Source organism: Agrobacterium sp. (genome assembly GCF_032092815.1).
Lineage (GTDB): Bacteria > Pseudomonadota > Alphaproteobacteria > Rhizobiales > Rhizobiaceae > Agrobacterium.
Map to the genome: position 1 here is coordinate 76,969 of NZ_DAMDBP010000014.1, position 20,768 is coordinate 97,736.

A 20,768-nucleotide genomic window follows, 5' to 3' on the forward strand; every position below is an offset into this window, starting at 1 on the left:
ATGACGTCAGACAGGGCAGAGCTGTTTCTGCCCTATTCTGTCAAACTACGCCGCTTGATGAAAAACGCCTTCAGCCTCTGTGTCTCTTCCGCGTTCCAGCCTTGTGGCTGGGTCACCTGTATCCAGGCATCAATATAATGCTCCGGCGCATAGACGTGGCCATAACCCATCGGCGCTGTTGTCGCAGAGGCGACATCGAGCCCCAATTGCAGAAGTGTGACGACCGGAAACCAGCGCAGCGACAGTGAAACATCCGGTCCGCGTGGCGCATCCATCCAAGCGGGGCGGCGATAAAGCGCCGAGGGTTCGAAGAAGGTGATCGGGTCGCTGGCATATTGCAGGTAGACAATCCGCATCGGCCCCCACGGCTTGTCCGGCATCTCAGCCGTCGTGGTTTGGTTGGCAAAGCGGATGACCGACGAATCCCGGAAGCGTGGCAACCATGCCGGCGAACCCGGTTCACGACCGTTGGTCGCCATGCGCCAAGTTGTGCTGGAGAAGGGTGGTCCGCTCCACAGAGCCCCGTCAAACGGATCTGCCAGAACATCATAAAGATCCGAAGACTTCTGCGAGTTCAGCGAACCGAGACTCAGACCATGCAGATACAGTTTGGGACGCTGGTCTTTTGGCAGTGTGGTCCAGTAACCATAGACCTCCTGAAACAAAGCACGGCCCGTCTCAATACCGTAATCGGGTTCTGTCAGTAGTGCCAGCCAGCTGGAGAGATAGGAATATTGCACGGCAATGCTGGCCGTATCGCCTTGGTGCAGATATTCCAGTGTGTCAACCGCCTCAGGGTCAATCCAGCCGGTGCCGGTTGGCACAATGATAACCAGCATCGAACGTTCAAAACCGCCCTGTCGCTTCAACTCCTCCAGTGCCAGTTTTGCTCGGTCCTGCGGTGTCTCTGCCGAGTTCAGGCCGGTATAGACCCGGATAGGCTCCTGCGCCGGTTTTGCGGTCAGTACCTCAATATCCGCCTTGGATGGGCCGGTTGCCACATATTCACGACCGCGTCGGCCAAGACCCTCCCAGCTGACCAGAGATGCGCCGCTACCGGTTTTGCTGGCATCGATCGGCCTTGCGACATCCGGCTCCATCATCGAGTCGAACTGCTTGAGGGACGAGTCCATTGCTCTAAGCCCAATGTCGAAGATGATGCCGTTGACCACCATCCACGACAGCGACACGGCAACGGCGACACCGACAACATTCGCCACACGGCGCGGCAGGAAACGACCGCTGCGCTGTGAGGTAAACCGCAGGATGAACTGGAAGAGGCGGCCGGCCGCAATCAGCACAATACTGATTGCTGCAGCAATGAGACCTGTTTTGGTCGGATGTGCACTGTCCACTGGCTGCAGATGCATCAGGATACGAATGGAGTTTTGCCACTCTGCGGCTTGCCACAGGAAAAAGATCGCGGTGATCAGGCAGGCAAAGGAAATGATGAACCGTATGCCACGTGCCTGATTCCGGTCCGGTTCCGGCAACTGAAGATAGGCCCACACCCAATGCAGGAACACGCCGATCATGTATCCGGTACTGAAAGCAAATCCGCACAGCGCACCCTGCATGACATAGGTCCGGGGTAGCAGGCTGGGGGTCAGTGAAACGCAGAAAAACAGCGTTCCAATCAGAATGCCCGTAATGGAAAGGGAGGATGGAAATTTCCTAAGGAATTGAAAATTCATGATTGTTTCAAAATCCTGTTGGCTATTTGCCCAACTCTATTACGGCTACTCCGGATATGCCAGCAGGCGAAATTGATAAAATTGCGCAAAATAGGATAATAATCCTATTTCATGATTTCGTTAACTCTCACGGGATACAGATACACCGAATGGGTGTCCTGGTAACCAAGCTAAGACTTTCGGGAAAACGGCACGATAACGCGATCATCAAACCGAGGTGACGGGCAAGCCGTTCTTGGCAATCAATATCGCGGATGAATTTGGGAATGAATTTCCCAAAAAAGTAAGGGGCATGAAATGCCCCTTACGAAAACCTTATGAATATTACTTTTTGCTCTCAGTCACTGGCTTTTGCTTCGATCCGAGATCGCGCATCTGACGCCATTCATCTTCGAGACGCTGTGCAACATCATGGGGAATTGTCGGTGTCATTGGCATTCCTCCTATTGTTAATAGCGGGTCAATGAACGTGAGGATTACCGTGATCGTTCCACGCTTCAAGCAAAAAACCACTCCAAACAGGCCTTGATGACATTAAAATCGATTAAGATTTTTTCAAATCGATTAGCATTTGATGAAAGGCAATCACGCTGACAGCAGGTCCACGTGCCGCTTTGTTCCAGCGCGGTTCTTCTGCGACGAAAGTTCCTTTTTTGACGCAGAAAAAAGCGCGTTCAAAGGCAAGAGTGCCGCTCACAGTTTAGTGTGAGAATCGTTGTGTCATGTCCCGCGGATTGAACATGGGCGGCGCAGGTGATATCGCCGGGGACAATTCAGACGAATATTAAAAGCAGGGTGCAGCCGTGATCCGTCACATCGTTTTCTTCACAGCCACAAAAGCAAACCGCGAGGCGGTACGGGCAGGATTGTCGATCCTCACCGCGATCCCGCACGCTTCAAAGCTGGAGATTGGCGAGAATGTGAAGAATGACCAGTGGGACAATGAAATCGATTTTGTCGTGTATGGTGAGTTTGAGGATGAAGCAGCACTTGCCGCTTACAAGGCGCACCCGGACTATAATCGTTCGACCTCGACAGTAAAGCCGCTGCGCGAAATGCGCATCGCCGCGGACTATGACAGCGCTAGGGCTGTGACAAACCCGATCAAATCAGATTGAGGCGAAGAGCAATCCACTCTAGTGGTCCGAAAATCAAACCGCCGGAAAGCAATTTCGCGGCGGTTTTTTTCTGCGTTCTCTATGGGACGGGTTCGAGCCCATTCATCAAAATAAAAGGTGCCATCCTGTTGTTGATGCTGGTTGATCAGAGGCAAAAAGCGGGTGAAATTTTCTGTGGCGCATTTAGGCATTGAGTGCCGTCCTGTCGGGCCATTCCTCGATGAAAATGAAATGGCCGGAGTCCTTCTGATCAACGAAAAGATCATGGGCGATGCAGAGTTTTTCCCGTTTGTTTTTTTCGACAAGCGCCCGTTAGAGCGGCATGACGCTCTCTACCGCCTCCGGTTTGATCAAAGCCTGCGCAATCACCTTGAGCATGGTCAATATTACAAAAAAACAAAGCATTACGCGCTTTTGCAGATTCTTGATTGGCAAAAGTTGAATCAATCTGTGAAGGACTGGAATCAATGCGTGAAATATGTCGCGCAAGCGATTCATTTGAATCGGCATTTCCGGTTTGACAAAGCGCAAAACGGGTCCGGCTGGCCAGGGCAGAACGTCCTGCCAGTGTTTTTTCGTCTTACACCGAACAGATGAATTATCTCTGAACTTTGCAGGCGCAGGCCTGCGTCCGCTCCACGGCGGTTGAATATCCCGGCAACTCTGACTTGGCATTCCGCAATTGGTGATCTGGCGCAGGCATCAAGAATCAGGCTGTGGATATCCGCATAAGCCATACCAATCTTCTCACTTGTCAGGCTGTACTTTATGGCGAGGTTTTTACCATCAAGTCTTTGAAATAACACGGCAGGAACCGGTGCTGTAAACCTTGTTTTCCTGAATTATGGCGTCATTCATTTGCCATTCAGGCGTATTGCGCTACATATTCGTTACTGTGTTTCGTATTTGGAAGTTTGTGGAATGGCATCACCTCTGATCATAGCGACGCTTGCAGCCGGGATTTCCGGCTTCATGGCGCCGGAGGCTGATTTGCAGGACCGGATCATCATGGCTGCTGTCGATTGCAGTAAGGCCGTTTCCCGGGTCGTCCGCGAAACCGGCGGTCAGCTTCTGTCTGCCCAGCCCTCGGGGGACGGCCAGAGTTGCGTTGTGACTGTTCTGGTGCAGGGCGGGGGAGAACGCCCAAGAAAAGTCACGATGAGAGTTCCCATGTAAATGTTGCGTTGCTGGTAACGGTGCACTGTTGCCAGCAATGTGACGATGGATGAAATGGCATTTCCGGCAAAAATCGGTCTCTGTTTTGCGTTCGGGAATGCAGATGGAAAGAAATGGAGCGTCTTCACGACCCGGTGTTCACCGGAACGCTTCAGAGGGTTAAAGGGCGGACAATGCGCATTCTTGTGGTCGAGGACGACACAAATCTCAACCGGCAGCTTACGGACGCCTTGAAAGAGGCAGGATATGTGGTCGATCAAGCCTTTGATGGCGAAGAGGGCCACTATCTCGGCGACACCGAACCTTATGATGCCGTGGTGCTGGATATCGGCCTGCCACAGATGGATGGTATTACCGTTGTTGAAAAATGGCGTGCCAGTGGCAAGGGCATGCCGGTGCTGATGCTGACGGCGCGTGACCGCTGGAGCGACAAGGTGGCCGGTATTGATGCCGGTGCCGATGACTATGTCACCAAGCCTTTCCACGTCGAGGAAGTTCTGGCGCGTGTGCGTGCCCTCATTCGTCGCGCGGCTGGCCATGCCTCCTCGGAAATCATCTGCGGCCCGGTGCGTCTGGATACCAAGACCTCCAAGGCAACCGTCAATGGCATCACGCTGAAACTCACCTCACATGAATTCCGCCTGCTGTCCTATCTCATGCATCACATGGGTGAGGTCGTGTCCCGTACCGAACTCGTCGAACATATGTATGATCAGGATTTCGACCGGGATTCCAACACGATCGAGGTTTTCGTCGGTCGCTTGCGAAAGAAGATCGGCATCGATCTGATCGAGACCATCCGTGGTCTGGGATACCGAATGCAAGCGCCTGAAAATGCAAAATAGTTCACTCACTGCCCGCGTTCTGCTGCTTGCCTCCTTGTGGTCAGCACTGGCGCTGGTGGTGATTGCCGTGACCATTTCCACACTGTATCGTCAGGGTGTTGAGCGCAGCTTCAGCGACCTCCTGCGTGCCCAGCTCTACAACGTCATCAATTCGGTTTCGATCAGCAACGAAAACACGCTGACAGGAAGCCCGCAGCTGGGTGACCTGCGTTTTGCCCAGCCCGATACCGGCTGGTATTGGGTGGTGGAGCCGCTCGGCAATTTCACTGCAGCACCCCTGGTGTCATCATCGCTTGGTGTGGCAAGCCTTCCGGTTCCCGGCATTCTCGATGCACCGTTTGATAGCCGCTATGAGCGGTTTTATCCCGTCGTCGACGAGGCCGGTAACCGTGTGCTGGTTGCCGAAACCGAAGTGGTGCTGGATGGCGAAGGCCGTGCGGCACGGTTTCGTGTGACCGGTAATCTCGATGTCGTGGAAGATGATATCGCCAGTTTCTCCAACAGCCTTTATATCGCGCTGGCGATTTTTGGTGTTGGCAGTCTGGCCGTCAATGGTTTTGCCATTCTGTTTGGTCTGCGCCCGCTTGATCAGGCAAAGGTGGCGCTTGGCAAGGTTCGCAGTGGCGATGCGGAGCGGCTCGAAGGCACGTTCCCACGGGAAATCCAGCCGCTTGCCACGGAAATCAACGCCCTTATCGATAGCAACCGCCGGCTTGTCGAACGTGCCCGAATGCAGGTGGGCAATCTTGCCCATTCGCTGAAAACACCGATCGCGGTTCTGTTGAACGAGGCCCGTTTGCTGGATCACCAGCAGGGAGAACTTGTCCGCACGCAGGCAGAGGCCATGCAGGCGCAGGTGCAGTCCTATCTCAGTCGGGCGCGCATCGCTGCACAACGTGGCTCCATTCTAGCGCGTGTTGAGGCGGAACCAGCTCTGGAACGTCTGGTGCGGGTCATGCGTCGCCTTAACAGCGACAAGGCCTTCAGCCTCGACGTTGCTCCATCAGGTCTGGTGCTTGCCATGGAGCAGCAGGATCTCGAAGAAGTCGTCGGAAACCTGCTGGAAAACGCGGCCCGCTTTGCCGCGTCGCGGGTTCACCTATCACTTTCAGTGTCCACCCACGCGCCGTCCGATCCTGAAGATGCACGGCGCTCATGGGTGACGCTGCTGGTGGAGGATGACGGCCCGGGACTGGAACCTGAGCAGATCAGCGAAGCCATGAAACGTGGCAAGCGTCTGGATGAAAGCAAGCCCGGAACAGGCCTTGGTCTGTCCATCGTCAGCGAGGTGGCCTCGGAATATCATGGTACATTCAAGCTGTCCCGCAGCACGCTTGGCGGTCTCAGGGCTGAACTGCTGTTGCCGGGGCTTTCGAAAGAACACGGGTGAGGGTGCTCAAAACCCAAACACAACAATTCAAGCTATCGTAAGGTTTTTTGCCGGTGGTGATGTATCCGCTCTTGAAAAAGAGTCACTGAAACGCACCATCTCTTTGTTTTTACGTGGGTCGCCACGCAAAACTGCTTCACACTTTTTCTGGAAATGTTCTAGGATGGACACAAGCATATTCATGACCGGTGCATATCAAAAAACAAGATTTGGAAAGATGATCAATCTCGCAATGCGTTCGGCAGTCGTTTCGGCTGTATCCCTGTCTGTTTTAAGCGCCTGCACCACAACAAACCGTGCAGCCCACACCGGCGGCTTGCTGTCGCGCAGTTCGGCCACGTCAACGCCCTACATAGCCAGCCTGCAAGGTGGCATTGTCGCGCGTAGTGGCATGAAGTTTGAGCGCAATGATCTGCAGCGCGCACTGGAAGCCGAATACAAGGCGCTTGAGGCCGCTCCGGGCGGCCAGCCGGTGAACTGGAATGGCGATGGCGGTAAGGGCCAGGTCGTCGCAGCAGCCCCTTATCAGGTTGGTGGGCAGAATTGCCGCCAGTACACCCACACGCTGACGGCCGAAGGTCGTGAGACAAAGGTGCGTGGCACGGCCTGCCGAAATGCGGATGGTAGCTGGACGCCTTTGACATAAGTCATGGCGTGAGGCTGTTTTCAGCCCCATGAAAGACACGCAGGGTTGCGGCACATTGCCTCAAATTTGCGTTATTGAGGACCTGCTTGTTTCAAATGGGTCTGCCTTCGAGTAATGGGCATTATGTTCTGGATTATAGTTGCCATATTGACGGCTGCTGTGGCTGTCGTCCTCATGTATCCGCTGATGCGCAAGGCTGAACTGCCCGCTGCAACAGAAAGCGGAGAAGTCGCCGTTTACAAGGATCAGATCGCGGAACTGGAACGCGAACGCAAGAGCGGCCTGATCAGCGATTCCGAAGCGGAATATGCCCGGGCGGAAATTGGCCGGCGCCTTTTGGCGGCCGATGCCAAGAAAACCTCCGTATCTGACGCGGCAGCACGAACCCGGAGCAATCACAAATTTGCGTCGGCCTTCGTCACCGTTTTGCTGCCAGCTTTCGGTCTCTGTCTTTACTTGCTGACCGGCAATCCGGAAAAACCGGACATGCCGCTAGAAGCACGTCTTGCAAACCCCGGAAACAACATCGCGCTTCTCGTGGCAAAGGCAGAACGACACCTGGCAGAAAATCCGGAAGATGGCGCCGGCTGGGATATTCTCGCGCCGATCTATTTCCGTACAATGCGTCTGGGTGATGCCGAACTTGCATACCGCAATGCCCTCCGCATTCAGGGTGTCAGCCCCGAACGTCTGATCGGTCTTGGTGAAACCATGGTCGCAGCCAATGACGGCATTGTCACCGAAGATGCGCGCTCGGCCTTTGAAGAAGGCCTGAGCCTTGATGCCACCAATCCGCGTGCCCGTTTTTATGTTGGTCTTGCCTATGAGCAGGCTGGTAAAAAACAGGAGGCACTCGCAGCCTTTGAAGGACTGGTGAAGGATTCCAAGGCAGATTCACCCTGGCTTCCTCTGGTCAATGAACATATCGCCGCATTGAAGCAGGACAACGGACCGACTGTCGACCGGGCGCAAACCCAGACGCCGGCGCAGGGCCAGTCCCAAACGCAGTCCGGCACAGCCCTTGGTAATCCAAGTGCTGAAGATGTCGCCAATGCGCAAAACATGAGTGTCGAGGATCGTCAGGCGATGATCCAGGGCATGGTCGATAGTCTTGATGCGCGTTTGCGCGAAGACCCCGATAATTTCGAGGGTTGGATGCGTCTCGTCAGGTCTTATGCAATGCTCAAAAATCAGGACAAGGCACAGGAAGCATTGAAAAGCGGCCTGCAATCATTCCCGGCGGAAGGCGATCAGGGCAAACAGCTTGTCGCCCTGGCACGGGAACTGGGATTGTCGCTTGAAGGAGTTCAGCAATGACACGCAAACAGAAACGCCTGAGCATTATCGGCGGTGGTGTCAGCTTCATCATTGCGGCTGTGTTTCTGGTCATGTTCGCCTTCGGGCAGGCGGTTGCCTATTTCTATATGCCGTCCGATCTGACCAAAACCACGGTTGAGCCAGGCACCCGTATCCGTCTGGGAGGTGAAAACTCCGTCAAGCGTGGTGAAGGCACCACTGTCAGTTTTGTGGTGACGGATGGGTCGGCAACCGTGCCTGTGTCCTACACCGGCATTTTGCCTGACCTGTTTCGTGAGGGACAAGGCGTGGTGACCGAAGGCGTGTTCGATGCCACAACCCATACATTCATGGCCGATAGTGTTCTGGCCAAGCATGATGAAAATTACATGCCCAAGGAAGTTGCCGATCGCCTGAAAGAGCAGGGGCTATGGCAGCATGGCGGCGAAGAGGCTGCAGCAGGAGCAACGCAATGATTACCGAAATCGGTCACTATTCGCTGGTGCTTGCTCTGGCGGTTGCGCTGATCGTGTCGATCCTGCCGGTCATCGGCGCACGCCGTCAGGATGTCGCGCTGATGGAGATTGGAAGCCTCGGCTCCATCCTGCAGTTCCTGCTGGTTAGCCTGTCCTTTGCCGCGCTGACACGTGCCTATGCCGTGTCGGATTTCTCGGTTGCCAATGTCTACCAGAACTCGCATTCGATGATGCCGATGCTCTACAAGATCACCGGTGTGTGGGGTAACCACGAAGGCTCGATGATGTTGTGGTTGTTGATCATCACCTTCTTCAGCGCGCTGGTTGCCATTTACGGTCGCAACCTACCGGATACGTTGAAAGCCAATGTGCTGTCCGTGCAGGCCTGGATCACGGTTGCTTTCCTGCTGTTCATCCTGCTCACCTCCAACCCGTTTGAGCGGATGGAGCCGGTGCCGGCCGAAGGTCAGGACCTTAACCCGATCCTGCAAGACTTTGGCCTGGCGATCCATCCGCCGCTGCTCTATCTCGGTTATGTCGGCTTTTCCGTGTGTTTTTCCTTCGCCGTCGCAGCCTTGCTGGATGGCCGCATTGATGCCGCCTGGGCGCGCTGGGTGCGTCCATGGACGCTGGCTGCATGGACCTTTCTGACGGCAGGCATATCGATGGGCTCTTACTGGGCCTATTACGAGCTGGGCTGGGGTGGCTGGTGGTTCTGGGACCCGGTCGAAAATGCCTCCTTCATGCCATGGCTGGCTGGCACGGCGCTGCTTCACTCGGCACTGGTCATGGAAAAGCGCGAAGCGCTCAAAATCTGGACCGTGCTTCTTGCCATCATGACCTTCTCGCTGTCATTGCTTGGCACTTTCCTTGTGCGCTCTGGCGTATTGACCTCGGTTCACGCCTTTGCGACAGATCCAAGCCGCGGCATCTTCATCCTTGGCATTCTGACCATTTTTATCGGTGGCGCATTTGCCCTGTTTGCCTGGCGTGCGCCGATGTTGAAAGCCGGCGGCATGTTTGCGCCGATTTCGCGCGAAGGCGCATTGGTTCTCAACAATCTCGTGCTGACCGTTTCGACCGCAACAATCCTGACCGGCACGCTTTATCCGCTGGTTCTGGAAACACTGACCGGTGAGAAGATCTCGGTCGGCGCCCCATTCTTCAATCTGACCTTCGGTCTGTTGATGGTGCCAATCCTCATCATCACGCCATTTGGTCCGCTTCTGGCGTGGAAGCGTGGTGATCTGCTGGGTGCATTCCAGCGGCTTTATGTGGCTGCGTCCCTGTCGGCGCTGGCCGGCCTTGTGTTGTGGTACGTCGAAAATGGCGGCCCTGTTATGGCAGCCCTTGGCATCGCCGCCGGTTTTTTCCTGATCATCGGTGCGCTTGCCGATCTCTGGTACCGTGCAAACTTTGGCAAGCTGGCCTTCGACATCGCATTTCGTCGTCTGAAAGGCTTGCCGCGTTCAGCCTTCGGTACCGCCCTTGCCCATATGGGTCTTGGTATCACGGTTCTCGGTATCGTCATCGTCACCACCTATGAAACGGAACATGTGCTGGAAATGAAGCCGGGTATGACCACGGAAGCTGGTGGTTACACGCTGGTGTTCGACGGTGTCCGCAGTGCGGTCGGTCCCAACTTCACTGAGGACCGTGGCCACTTCAACATCATGAAGGGTGGCGTCATGGTGGCCGATGTGTGGTCGTCCAAACGACTCTACACGGCGCGGCGCATGCCAACCACGGAGGCTGGCATCTCTACCTTCTGGCTCAGCCAGCTCTATGTATCGTTGGGTGATCCGACAGAAGACGGTGGCATTGTCGTTCGTGTCTGGTGGAAACCCTTCATCCTCTGCATCTGGGGCGGTACGTTGTTCATGATGGCGGGCGGTTTCATTTCGCTCAGTGACAGAAGGTTGCGTGTCGGTGCACCGACCCGAAAAGCAAAGCCTGCGAAGGCTCCCACGCTGGAGGCCGCCGAATGATGCGCAGTATTGTTCTGGCCGTCCTGTTGCTGTTTTCCACCCTTCCGGCCATGGCCGTTCTGCCTGATGAGGTGTTGAGCGATCCGGTGTTGGAAGAGCGCGCACGCAATCTTTCCGCCCAGTTGCGCTGCATGGTCTGCCAGAATCAGTCGATAGACGATTCCAATGCCGAGCTTGCCCGCGATTTGCGCGTGCTGGTGCGCGAACGGCTGGTAGATGGCGACAGCGATCAGGATGTGATTGCCTATGTCGTGTCCCGTTACGGCGAATTCGTGCTGTTGAAACCCCGTTTCAGCACGCGGACATTGTTGTTGTGGGGCGCGCCTATTTTGTTGACACTCGCCGGAATTACATCGCTGCTGGTCTTTGCCAGACGCCGTAACACCTTGCCGGCACAGCAGAAATTGTCGTCAGAAGAAGAAGCGAAAATCCGCTCCTTGCTGGCAAAGCAGGACTAAAACGCGGTTGTAAAAACCGTCTTTTCGCAACATTACCGATTTTTCATGCGGCAGACACCTGATTGTAAGGTGAGAGGTCCTATATCTTCATCATCCACCGCTTCCCGCTCAGGGCTCCAGTTTGAATGATGAAAGAGGTACCACCATGCTGAAGAATTTAACCGGACGCATTTTCGCAAAAAACGCACTTAAGACGTCAACTGTTGCTGGCCTGGCTGCTGTTATGCTGGCCGCCGGTTTGCCGCTGCATGTCAGCCAGTCGCTTGCTGCGCCTGTTGAGGTGAATGCACCGCAGGTGGCAAGCTTTGCCAATGTCGTGGACGCCGTCTCTCCAGCCGTTGTTTCCGTGCGCGTACAGACCAATGTCCAAGCCGCTGCCGATGACAACAGTAACTTTTCCTTCAATTTCGGCGGTCGTGGTCTTGACCAGCTTCCGGACGATCACCCGTTGAAGCGTTTCTTCCGCGAGTTTGGCGGCCCAATGCCAGGTGACCGTGATCATGCGGACCGTGGCCCGAACCGTCGTGGCCCAGGCAAGGGTGCCTTGCGTCCAACCTCACAGGGTTCCGGTTTCTTCATCTCTGAAGATGGTTACATCGTCACCAACAACCACGTTGTCGATGATGGTGCAGCCTTCACGGTCGTGATGAATGACGGTACCGAATATGACGCCAAGCTGGTTGGCAAGGACAGCAGAACCGATCTGGCCGTGTTGAAGGTCGATGTGAACCGCAAGTTCACCTACGTGCAATTTGCGGATGACAGCAAGGTTCGCGTCGGTGATTGGGTGGTTGCCGTTGGTAACCCGTTTGGTCTTGGCGGCACGGTAACCTCGGGTATCATTTCGGCGCGTGGTCGCGATATCGGATCTGGCCCCTACGACGATTACCTGCAGATCGACGCTGCCGTGAACCGTGGCAACTCCGGTGGCCCGGCCTTCAACCTCAATGGTGAAGTGGTCGGTATCAACACCGCCATCTTCTCGCCATCCGGCGGCAACGTCGGCATTGCCTTCGCAATCCCGGCAGCAGTTGCCAAGGATGTCGTTGCCGACCTGATGAAGGATGGCAAGGTAGAACGCGGTTGGCTTGGTGTTCAGATCCAGCCGGTCAGCAAGGATATTGCGGAATCGCTTGGCCTGTCCGAAGCAAGCGGTGCGCTGGTTGTTGCACCACAGGCCGGTTCGCCGGGTGACAAGGCCGGTATCAAGCAGGGTGACATCATCACTGCGGTCAACGGCGACACCATCAAGGATGCCCGTGACCTGTCGCGCAAGATTGGCGCCATGCCGCCAGGCACCAAGGTGGAAATCTCGCTGTGGCGTGATGGCAAATCTCAACCAGTCACGGTGACGCTTGGGGACCTTTCCAGCGATGATGCTGCTACGTCCACGCCAACCACCTCGCAGAACGAGGAGCAGCCGTCCACTGAAAAGGCACTTGCAAGCCTCGGTGTCACCGTTGCGCCTTCGGATGACGGCAAGGGTCTGAGCATTACGGATGTTGATCCGGATTCGGACGCAGCCGCGCGTGGCCTCAAGACAGGTGAGAAGATCACCTCCGTCAACAACCAGCAGGTTGGCTCGGCGGCCGATGTGGAAAAAATCCTCGAGCAGGCCAAGAAAGACGGCCGCTCAAAGGCTCTGTTCCAGATCCAGACTGAAAACGGCAGCCGTTTCGTCGCTCTCGACATCGACGCCGGTTAAGCCCCATCGAACCTGTGCCGGGGCGCTTAATGCCCCGGCACATATTTTTTGAGGAGGTTTCTTATGGATATCAAGCTTCAGGAAGCCGCAGCCTCGTCTGTTTCCGGTTGTGCCCAAAAGGTTGACGGCGCTAATGTGCCGCACATGAAGATTCTTGTTATTGAAGACGACCTTGAGGCTGCGGCCTACATGACAAAGGCATTCCGGGAAACCGGAATAGTCGCCGATCACGCCAGCGATGGCGAGAGCGGTCTGTTTATGGGGTGTGAGAATACCTACGACGTGATGGTCATTGATCGCATGTTGCCGCGCCGTGATGGCCTTTCGGTCATCAGCGAGTTGCGCCGTCGTGGCATTGAGACCCCGGTTCTCATTCTGTCGGCCCTTGGCCAGGTCGATGACCGCGTCACGGGCCTGCGGGCTGGTGGCGACGACTACCTGCCAAAGCCCTATGCGTTCAGTGAGCTCTTGGCCCGTATCGAGGTGCTCGGCCGCCGCAAGGGCAAGCCGGAGCAGGACATGGTCTACCGGGTCGGTGATCTGGAACTGGATCGCCTGTCCCATGATGTTCGCCGAAACGGCAAGGAAATCCTGTTGCAGCCACGCGAATTCCGCTTGCTTGAGTATCTCATGAAAAATGCCGGACAAGTGGTAACCAGAACCATGCTTCTTGAAAACGTCTGGGACTATCATTTCGATCCGCAGACCAACGTGATTGATGTGCATGTGTCACGGCTGCGCTCCAAGATCGAAAAGGACTTTGAAAAGCCCTTGCTGAAAACGATCCGCGGCGCGGGTTACATGATCAAAGACGAGGGGTAAGCCCGCATTATGGCTGGTTTCCGGCTTCTACAGCGTTCGACGGCAGTTCGTCTTTCCGCACTCTACATTCTGCTTGTTGCCTTATGCGCGGCATTTCTCGTCTTCTACGTGACAGCCTTGTCCGAGCGTCTGCTGAATCAGCAGACGCGGGACTCGCTTGTGCAGGAAGTGCTGGAGGTCCAGCGTTCCTATGAACGTGGCGGCATCAACCCCATGCTGCGCATGCTGGAACGACGCGCCCGCCAGCCCGGTGCCAATCTCTATGTCATTGCCGGGCCGAATGGTGAAATACTGGCCGGCAACGTTGCCTCGGTACAGCCTGGTATCTTCGACAAGGAAGGCTGGACCGGTTTTCCGTTCCGATACCAGCGTTATTCGGAAAGTGGCGAAGGCGTCAGACATCTCGCCGCAGGCCATGTTTTCTTCCTGGACAACGGACTGCGTATCCTGATCGGTCGAGATCTGGGCGAGCCGACCAAGCTGCGCCTGCTGGTTCGCAACGCACTGATGGTTGCTCTGGCCATCATGGGCATTGGTGCGCTTGTCATCTGGTTTGCAATTGGTCGTAATGCACTGAAGCGTATCGACCGCATGTCTGCGGCTAGCAAAAAAATCATGGCTGGTGACCTCTCGCAGCGTCTGCCGGAAGGGCGTTCGGGCGATGAATTCGACCGCCTGTCCAGTTCGCTCAACGCCATGCTCGGCCGTATCGAAAAACTCAATGAGGGCCTGCGCCAGGTCTCTGACAACATAGCCCATGACCTCAAAACGCCGCTGACCCGGTTGCGTAACAAGGCCGCGGACGCCTTGGGCAGCCATGACGAAGATACGCGCAAGATTGCACTCGAAGGCATTATTGCCGAATCGGATCAGTTGATCCGGACCTTCAATGCGCTGCTGATGATTTCTCGCGTCGAGGCTGGCTCCATTGCAGCTGAAATGACGGAAGTGGATATTTCGGCCATCGCCGCTGACAGCGCCGAACTTTACGAGCCTGTGGCGGAAGAGGCGGGGCTGTCTTTCCTTGTCGAGGTTGAACAGGGCATCAAGCTGCATGGCAATCGTGAACTGATCGGCCAGGCTTTGACCAACCTCATTGATAACGCCATCAAATACTCCTCGGAGAGCGAAGGCGAAAAGCGCATTCGCGTGACCTTGACACGCAAGGACCAGAAGATTGTTCTGTCCGTTTGCGATGATGGCCCCGGTGTGCCTGAAGATAAACGCAGCGAAGTCATCAAGCGTTTTGTGCGACTGGATGAAAGCCGCTCGAAGCCGGGTACCGGCCTTGGCTTGTCGCTTGTTGAAGCGGTTATGGAGTTGCATGGCGGCCGGTTGGAGCTTTCCGACACCAACCCGCTCAACACCGCGTGTCCGGGCCTGACGGTGTCGATGGTCTTTCCCGTTTCAAATTAGACCGGAAAAGCTCTAAGCTCCCGAAATTGAACGGTACGCGCCGATTCCCCTTCAAAGGGAAAACGGCTTAGAATGTATCGACAAGGGAGAGAGACATTGCTGCAGGACAAGATCGCGCAGAGCCGTTTGGACAGCGTCGCGGCGGATATCATTCGCCCCTATACGCAAACGGAGCTGAAATCCGTCCTTTCGATTTTGAAGGATATCGCTAGAAACGAACCGGCCGTTGCTGTTTTGATGGCACAGGACAGCCCGCTCAAGGACTTCATTGCCAATGCTTTCACCCTGTCGCCCTATCTGCGCGACATGGCAACCATGGATGAAGGCCTGCTGACTTTGGCAATCAGTGAACCGCTGGACGCCACGTTGCACAAGCTGGTCGCGGATGCCCGCAATTGCTGGCGTGCGGATGAGGAAGGGACTTTCCCAAGCGAGAGCGATGTGATGACACGGTTGCGTGTTGCCAAACGTCGCTTGTCCTTCATCGTGGCCCTTGCCGATCTCGCCCGCATCTATACCGCCCGTGATACGGTGCGCTGGTTAAGCGACATGGCAGACGCTGCCCTGTCTGCTGCAATCGATTTTCTGCTGCTGTCGGCCCATCAGGCCGGCAAGCTGGTTCTTGTCGATCCTTCCACCCCGTCAGACAAATCTGGACTTGTGGTGCTTGGCATGGGCAAGCTTGGCGCGCGTGAACTCAACTACTCCTCCGATATTGACGCTGTGGTGTTTTTCGAACCGTCGGCTGGCATCGTGCCCGATCCGCTGGAGGCAACGGAAACTTTCGGGCGTTTGATGCGCCGCCTGATCCGTATCATGCAGGAGCGTACGGGCGACGGTTATGTCTTCCGCACCGATCTGCGTCTGCGACCTGATCCCGGCTCAACACCGCTCGCCATACCAGTCGAGGCAGCTCTGCTCTATTACGAGGGCAGGGGACAAAACTGGGAACGTGCGGCCTATATAAAGGCGCGGCCGGTGGCCGGTGATTTGAAAGCCGGCGAAAGCTTCCTGCGCGAGCTGACACCTTTCGTGTTCCGCAAATATCTCGACTACGCGGCAATTGCTGACATTCATTCGATCAAGCGACAGATCCATGCCCATAAAGGCCATGGTGCCATCGCCGTCAAAGGCCATAACGTCAAGCTGGGGCGCGGCGGCATCCGTGAAATCGAGTTCTTTGCGCAGACCCAGCAGCTGATTGCCGGTGGCCGTATGCCTGCGCTGCGGGTGCCTGCCACAGAGCCGGCATTGAACGAGCTGACCACGGCGAAATGGATCGATGCGACCACCCGCGACGATTTGATCGATGCCTACTGGTTCCTGAGAGAAATCGAACACCGGATCCAGATGGTCCGTGATGAGCAACTGCACACGCTGCCGGATAGTGAGGCGGAGTTGAAGCGTATTGCCTTCATGTTCGGCTTCGCAGACACCAAGACATTCTCCAGCCGTCTGGAGGAGGTGCTGCGTCGGGTTGAAAAACAATATTCGGAACTGTTCGAACAGGAAACACGCCTGTCTGTCGGTTCCGGAAATCTGGTATTCACCGGCCAGAAAGATGACCCCGACACGTTGCAGACTTTGAGCAAGCTTGGTTTTGAGCGCCCGCAGGATATTTCGCGGGTCATCCGCACCTGGCACAATGGGCGTTACCGCTCCACCCAGTCGGTTGAGGCTCGTGAACGCTTGACCGAACTGACACCGCAATTGCTGAAAGCATTTGGGGAAAGCAAACGTGCCGATGAAGCGCTGCTGCGCTTTGACAATTTCCTCTCTGGCCTTCCCGCTGGCATCCAGCTTTTTTCGCTGCTTGGCAACAATCCCGCTCTGTTGTCCCTGCTGGTGACGATCATGTCGTCTGCGCCCAGACTGGCAGATATCATTGCCTCAAGGCCGCATGTGTTTGACGGTATGCTCGATCCGGGCCTGATGAATGATATTCCGACCCGCGAATATCTGGCGGGCCGCATGGCCGGCTTTCTGGCGCCAGCACAGCATTACGAGGACATCCTCGACCGGTTGCGTATCTTTGCCGCTGAACAGCGCTTCCTGATTGGTGTGCGGTTGCTGACAGGTGCCATCAGAGGCGAGATGGCGGCACGGGCTTTCACCCACCTTGCCGATCTGGTGATCGAGGCGTCGCTTAATGCGGTGCTGGAACAGATCAAGCAGGCGCATGGCCAGTTCCCCGGCGGGCGCGTGGCAGTGCTGGGCATGGGCAAGCTTGGCAGTTTTGAACTGACCGCCGGCTCCGATGTCGATCTCATCCTGCTTTATGATTACGACGACAGTGCAACCGCATCGGACGGCGAAAAGCCGCTGGACGCCGTGCGCTACTTCACCCGCGTCACGCAGCGTCTGATTGCGGCTCTGTCGGCACCCACTGCAGAGGGCGTGCTTTACGAGGTCGATATGCGGCTTCGCCCATCTGGCAACAAGGGTCCTGTGGCAACACGCCTTGCCGCTTTCGAGAAATACCAGCGCGAAGAAGCCTGGACTTGGGAACATATGGCGCTGTCGCGCGCCCGGCCGCTTTGCGGTGATCCAAGCCTGAGGCTCGATGCTACAACCATCATCCGCTCGGTCCTGTCGGAAAAACGCGAGATCAGCAAGATTGCAGCCGACGTCAAGGAAATGCGTGGCCTGATCGAACAGGAAAAACCACCAGCCGATATCTGGGATCTGAAACTTATTCCTGGCGGGTTGATCGATTTGGAATTCATGGCGCAGTTTCTGATGCTGGTCACGGTGACCAAGTGCAAGGAGCTGCCAACGCTTGGTCAGAGCACGCTCGACGTGCTGGAGGGCCAAGGCGAGGGCACAATCGATCCATCGGCCTATGAGGACTGCCTGAAAGCCATGCGTTTGTGGACGTCGCTCTCCCAGATCATCCGCCTGTGTATCGACACCGGTTTCGAACCGAAAGATGCGCCTGCCGGTCTGATCGATCTCGTCTGCCGTGCAGGGGAATGCCCCGACATCGGCACGCTTGAAGGTGAAGTCAAACGGTTGTCCAAAACCGTTCGCAAGACCTTCAATGCAATGGTGAAGAACGGCGGCTGATCCGCCGCCAAGGGACGGAAGGGGATCAGCGCATCAGTGCAGCAGGCATCCCCGTGGCTGAACATGGGGAATGATCAGCGTCACGACCGTTCCCTTGCCCTCGCAGGAGCGGATTTTCATCGTGCCGCCATGCAGGTGAACCAGGGAGCGGGAAATTGCCAGTCCAAGGCCTGAACCACCCTTGCTTTTCGCGTACTGGCTTTGAACCTGTTCAAACGGCTGGCCGATCTTGTGCAGTGAGTTGGTTGGAATGCCGATGCCGGTGTCGGCAATCGTCAGCATCAGAGCACCCTGGTGCACATGGGTTCGCAGGGCGATCTTACCGCCTTCTTCAGTAAACTTCACGGCGTTGGACAGAAGGTTGAGGAAAATCTGCTTCATGGCGCGGCGGTCGCCGGTCATGGTCAGGCCGGTGCAGATGCGTTGTTCAATCGAAATGCTCTTCTGCTCGGCCTGAATGGAGGTCAGGCGCAGCGCCTCATCGATCAGCGGAGCAAGGTCGACATTTTCCGGGTTGATCCGCATGTGGCCGGCTTCGATTTTCGACATGTCGAGAATATCATTGATGACGTTCAGCAGATGTTTGCCACTGTCGTAAATGTCATGCGAATATTCCTGATATTTCGGTGAGCCGACCGGGCCGAACATCTCATTCATCAGAATTTCCGAGAAACCGAGAATGGCGTTCAACGGCGTGCGCAACTCGTGGCTCATATTGGCCAGAAACTCTGACTTGGCCTTGTTGGCAGCCTCGGCCCGCTCTTTTTCCGCTAGGTAATTGGTATTGGCCAGCGACAGTTCGGATTTCTGACGTTCAAGCGTGTGTCGGGAGGCTGAAAGATCACCGATCGTTGCCATCAAGCGTTTTTCTGAATCGCGCAACCGTTCCTGATGGCGCTTGAGAAGGGTAATGTCCGTACCAACTGAAACGAGGCCGCCGTCGCGGGTGCGCCGTTCGTTGATCTGCAGCCAGCGTTCATCGGCAAGCTGCACTTCGGTGGTGCGCGACAAGCCGGACTTGTCGCCATCGGCAATACGGCGCTCGACAACCGGGCGTGCCGCCGCAGAATTGACTGCTGAGCGTTCAGTCCCGGGAATGAGCACGCTGTCTGGCAAACCATAGGCCTGTTGGAAGTGGGCGTTGCACATCACCAGACGGTCATTTTTGTCCCAGAGAACAAAGGCTTCCGACGTACATTCAATAGCATCGGCAAGACGCTGGTCGGCCTCGGCGTAACGTTGTGCAAGACGATGCTGTTCGGTGACGTCCATGGCGATACCGATTACATGGGTGCGACCGGTTGCCGTGCGGATAACCTGCGCACGAGCGCGCATCCACACATAATGGCCCTTGGCATGTCTGATGCGAAAAATCTGGTCGATCTGGTTCAGTTCGTGGCCAGCAACCGCACGGGCAAGCGCGTAGAGATTTCCATCCTGCGGGTGCATCATGCGGGCCACGTCGCTAAACGAAAGCGGTTTGTTGCGCGGTGGCAGGCCCAGCATTTCGTAAAGGGAGCTGGACCAGAACATGCGGCGGTTGGCGAGATCGAAATCCCAAAGACCGCAGCGCCCACGTGAAAGGGCGGTATCGACGCGCAGGTTCGATTCCAGAAAGATTTCGTCGGCTTCACGCGCCCGTTTGACCTGCATGTAATAGGCGTAAAGAATGACGATGAGGATTGAGGAAATGCCGGCGAACAAAGTGACGTTCATGGCAATTTCTTGCCGCCAGAACGACCGTATGGTCTCCAGCGAGCGGGCCGCGATCACCATGCCGCCATCGGTGCCGATCGGCATCATCGTCGCGTAATGCGGCGTGCCGTCGATATTGGTCTCGATTGTGCCGGGTGCGCCTGCAAAGCGGCGCACGATTGCAATTTCCGGCAGAAGATTGGTCAGGCTGGTGCCGATATAGATCGACGAACCAACGCTTGAGGTCGCAAAAACCTTGCCTGAGGCATCGGACAGCAGAATGAAGGTGTCGTCGCCAAGGCTACCGGCGGGGAAGGCAGCGGCGAGTTTCTTTTCGGCGTCCTGACGGGCGGGCAGGGAAAGGTCGGCTAGATTTTCGGACAGGACGGACCGTGCCGCAATCGAGGTCAGCGCCGTGGACTGTCTCGCCGCATCATCCATGCGGTTATATTCCGCCATGATGCCAAACGTGCGTGCCGCGGCAACCACCACCAGAAAGGCCGTGATGAGAATGGGGATGAGACGCTTGAGCGTTGTTTCCAACTGCGGCATCTGACGTGGCGAGCCGTGAACCAGCCCTATCAGATTGCTTGATAGCTGCTCGCTCCAGACTGAAAAATCAGAAAATTTGGCATACGGTCGCTCATCGCCCGCAGTTGCCCGCCGCACGTTGGTCATTGTCCCGCCTTGATGTCCCTCAATTACAGCGCCGCGCCATTCATGTCGCAAAAAAGGACGCTGTTACAATTTGAAAAGCCGCATGGCCCACTCTTAAGACCTGTTCAGATCCCCAGGTCCATGCGCTGATCCAAAGCACCGCCGCTCGAATCTACCCTAATGAATCAAAGGCTTTGTGTGTTGTCCAGAGGCTTTGGTTAAAAGAGTATTAACCCTTTGAACCGACTCAAGGTTTTTTATTTTGCTCTCGGGCGGGCCTCGATATGCCCTTTTCAAACAAAAAAGGCTGGAGAAGCTCC

16 protein-coding genes are annotated in these 20,768 nt (G+C 55.9%); 13 read left to right on the forward strand and 3 right to left on the reverse strand.

All coding sequences use genetic code 11. The features are described from left to right. Positions 1-32 precede the first annotated feature (32 nt). Positions 33-1,694, reverse strand: a complete 1,662-nt coding sequence (locus tag RT613_RS10870; protein WP_313615258.1) for an alpha/beta-hydrolase family protein — start codon at positions 1,692-1,694, stop codon at positions 33-35. A gap of 803 nt (positions 1,695-2,497) precedes the next feature. Between RT613_RS10870 and RT613_RS10875 the strand changes: the two genes are divergently transcribed. Further along, positions 2,498-2,812 (forward strand): Dabb family protein, encoded by a 315-nt coding sequence (locus tag RT613_RS10875; protein ID WP_313615260.1) that lies wholly within the window; start codon positions 2,498-2,500, stop codon positions 2,810-2,812. A gap of 183 nt (positions 2,813-2,995) precedes the next feature. Here the strand turns inward: RT613_RS10875 and RT613_RS23860 are convergent, their stop codons facing one another. After that, entirely contained in the window at positions 2,996-3,085 is a 90-nt protein-coding gene (locus RT613_RS23860; RefSeq protein WP_409558809.1) for a hypothetical protein, read from the reverse strand. Between the two features lie 648 nt (positions 3,086-3,733). Here RT613_RS23860 and RT613_RS10885 point away from each other — a divergent pair. The 12 genes from RT613_RS10885 to RT613_RS10940 all read left to right on the forward strand — a co-directional run bounded on the left by RT613_RS10885 (position 3,734) and on the right by RT613_RS10940 (position 18,096). Then, positions 3,734-3,988, forward strand: a complete 255-nt coding sequence (locus tag RT613_RS10885) for a hypothetical protein (protein WP_313615262.1) — start codon at positions 3,734-3,736, stop codon at positions 3,986-3,988. A 173-nt stretch (positions 3,989-4,161) separates the two neighbouring features. Beyond that, positions 4,162-4,833, forward strand: a complete 672-nt coding sequence (locus tag RT613_RS10890; RefSeq protein ID WP_313615322.1) for a response regulator transcription factor — start codon at positions 4,162-4,164, stop codon at positions 4,831-4,833. Continuing rightward, entirely contained in the window at positions 4,823-6,223 is a 1,401-nt protein-coding gene (locus tag RT613_RS10895) for a HAMP domain-containing sensor histidine kinase (RefSeq protein WP_313615264.1), read from the forward strand. Before RT613_RS10890 ends, RT613_RS10895 begins: the two co-directional genes overlap by 11 nt. A gap of 217 nt (positions 6,224-6,440) precedes the next feature. Continuing rightward, a complete protein-coding gene (locus RT613_RS10900) occupies positions 6,441-6,869 on the forward strand; it encodes a hypothetical protein (protein ID WP_313615265.1) in 429 nt (142 codons plus the stop codon). Between the two features lie 123 nt (positions 6,870-6,992). Continuing rightward, on the forward strand, positions 6,993-8,186 hold the full coding sequence (ccmI, locus tag RT613_RS10905) for a c-type cytochrome biogenesis protein CcmI (RefSeq protein WP_313615267.1): 1,194 nt from the start codon (positions 6,993-6,995) through the stop codon (positions 8,184-8,186). Then, complete coding sequence (ccmE, locus tag RT613_RS10910; protein ID WP_313615269.1) at positions 8,183-8,641, forward strand: cytochrome c maturation protein CcmE; 459 nt, start codon at positions 8,183-8,185, stop codon at positions 8,639-8,641. The genes ccmI and ccmE overlap by 4 nt, the downstream gene beginning before the upstream one ends. Then, a complete protein-coding gene (locus RT613_RS10915) occupies positions 8,638-10,629 on the forward strand; it encodes a heme lyase CcmF/NrfE family subunit (RefSeq protein ID WP_313615271.1) in 1,992 nt (663 codons plus the stop codon). The genes ccmE and RT613_RS10915 overlap by 4 nt, the downstream gene beginning before the upstream one ends. Next, positions 10,626-11,087 carry a cytochrome c-type biogenesis protein gene (locus tag RT613_RS10920; protein ID WP_313615272.1) on the forward strand — a complete coding sequence of 154 codons (462 nt, stop codon included), beginning with the start codon at positions 10,626-10,628 and terminating at the stop codon, positions 11,085-11,087. Before RT613_RS10915 ends, RT613_RS10920 begins: the two co-directional genes overlap by 4 nt. 145 nt (positions 11,088-11,232) lie before the next feature. Next, complete coding sequence (locus RT613_RS10925; RefSeq protein ID WP_313615273.1) at positions 11,233-12,792, forward strand: Do family serine endopeptidase; 1,560 nt, start codon at positions 11,233-11,235, stop codon at positions 12,790-12,792. A 63-nt stretch (positions 12,793-12,855) separates the two neighbouring features. Beyond that, entirely contained in the window at positions 12,856-13,614 is a 759-nt protein-coding gene (locus RT613_RS10930; protein WP_313615274.1) for a response regulator transcription factor, read from the forward strand. A gap of 9 nt (positions 13,615-13,623) precedes the next feature. After that, on the forward strand, positions 13,624-15,030 hold the full coding sequence (locus tag RT613_RS10935) for a sensor histidine kinase (protein ID WP_313615275.1): 1,407 nt from the start codon (positions 13,624-13,626) through the stop codon (positions 15,028-15,030). Between the two features lie 72 nt (positions 15,031-15,102). Continuing rightward, on the forward strand, positions 15,103-18,096 hold the full coding sequence (locus RT613_RS10940; RefSeq protein ID WP_313615276.1) for a bifunctional [glutamine synthetase] adenylyltransferase/[glutamine synthetase]-adenylyl-L-tyrosine phosphorylase: 2,994 nt from the start codon (positions 15,103-15,105) through the stop codon (positions 18,094-18,096). 33 nt (positions 18,097-18,129) lie between these two features. Here RT613_RS10940 and RT613_RS10945 read toward each other — a convergent pair whose 3' ends face one another. Beyond that, the gene (locus tag RT613_RS10945) at positions 18,130-20,469 is read right to left on the reverse strand and encodes an ATP-binding protein (RefSeq protein ID WP_313615278.1); all 2,340 of its coding nucleotides are present in this window, start codon (positions 20,467-20,469) and stop codon (positions 18,130-18,132) included. Between the last annotated feature and the right edge of the window lie 299 nt (positions 20,470-20,768).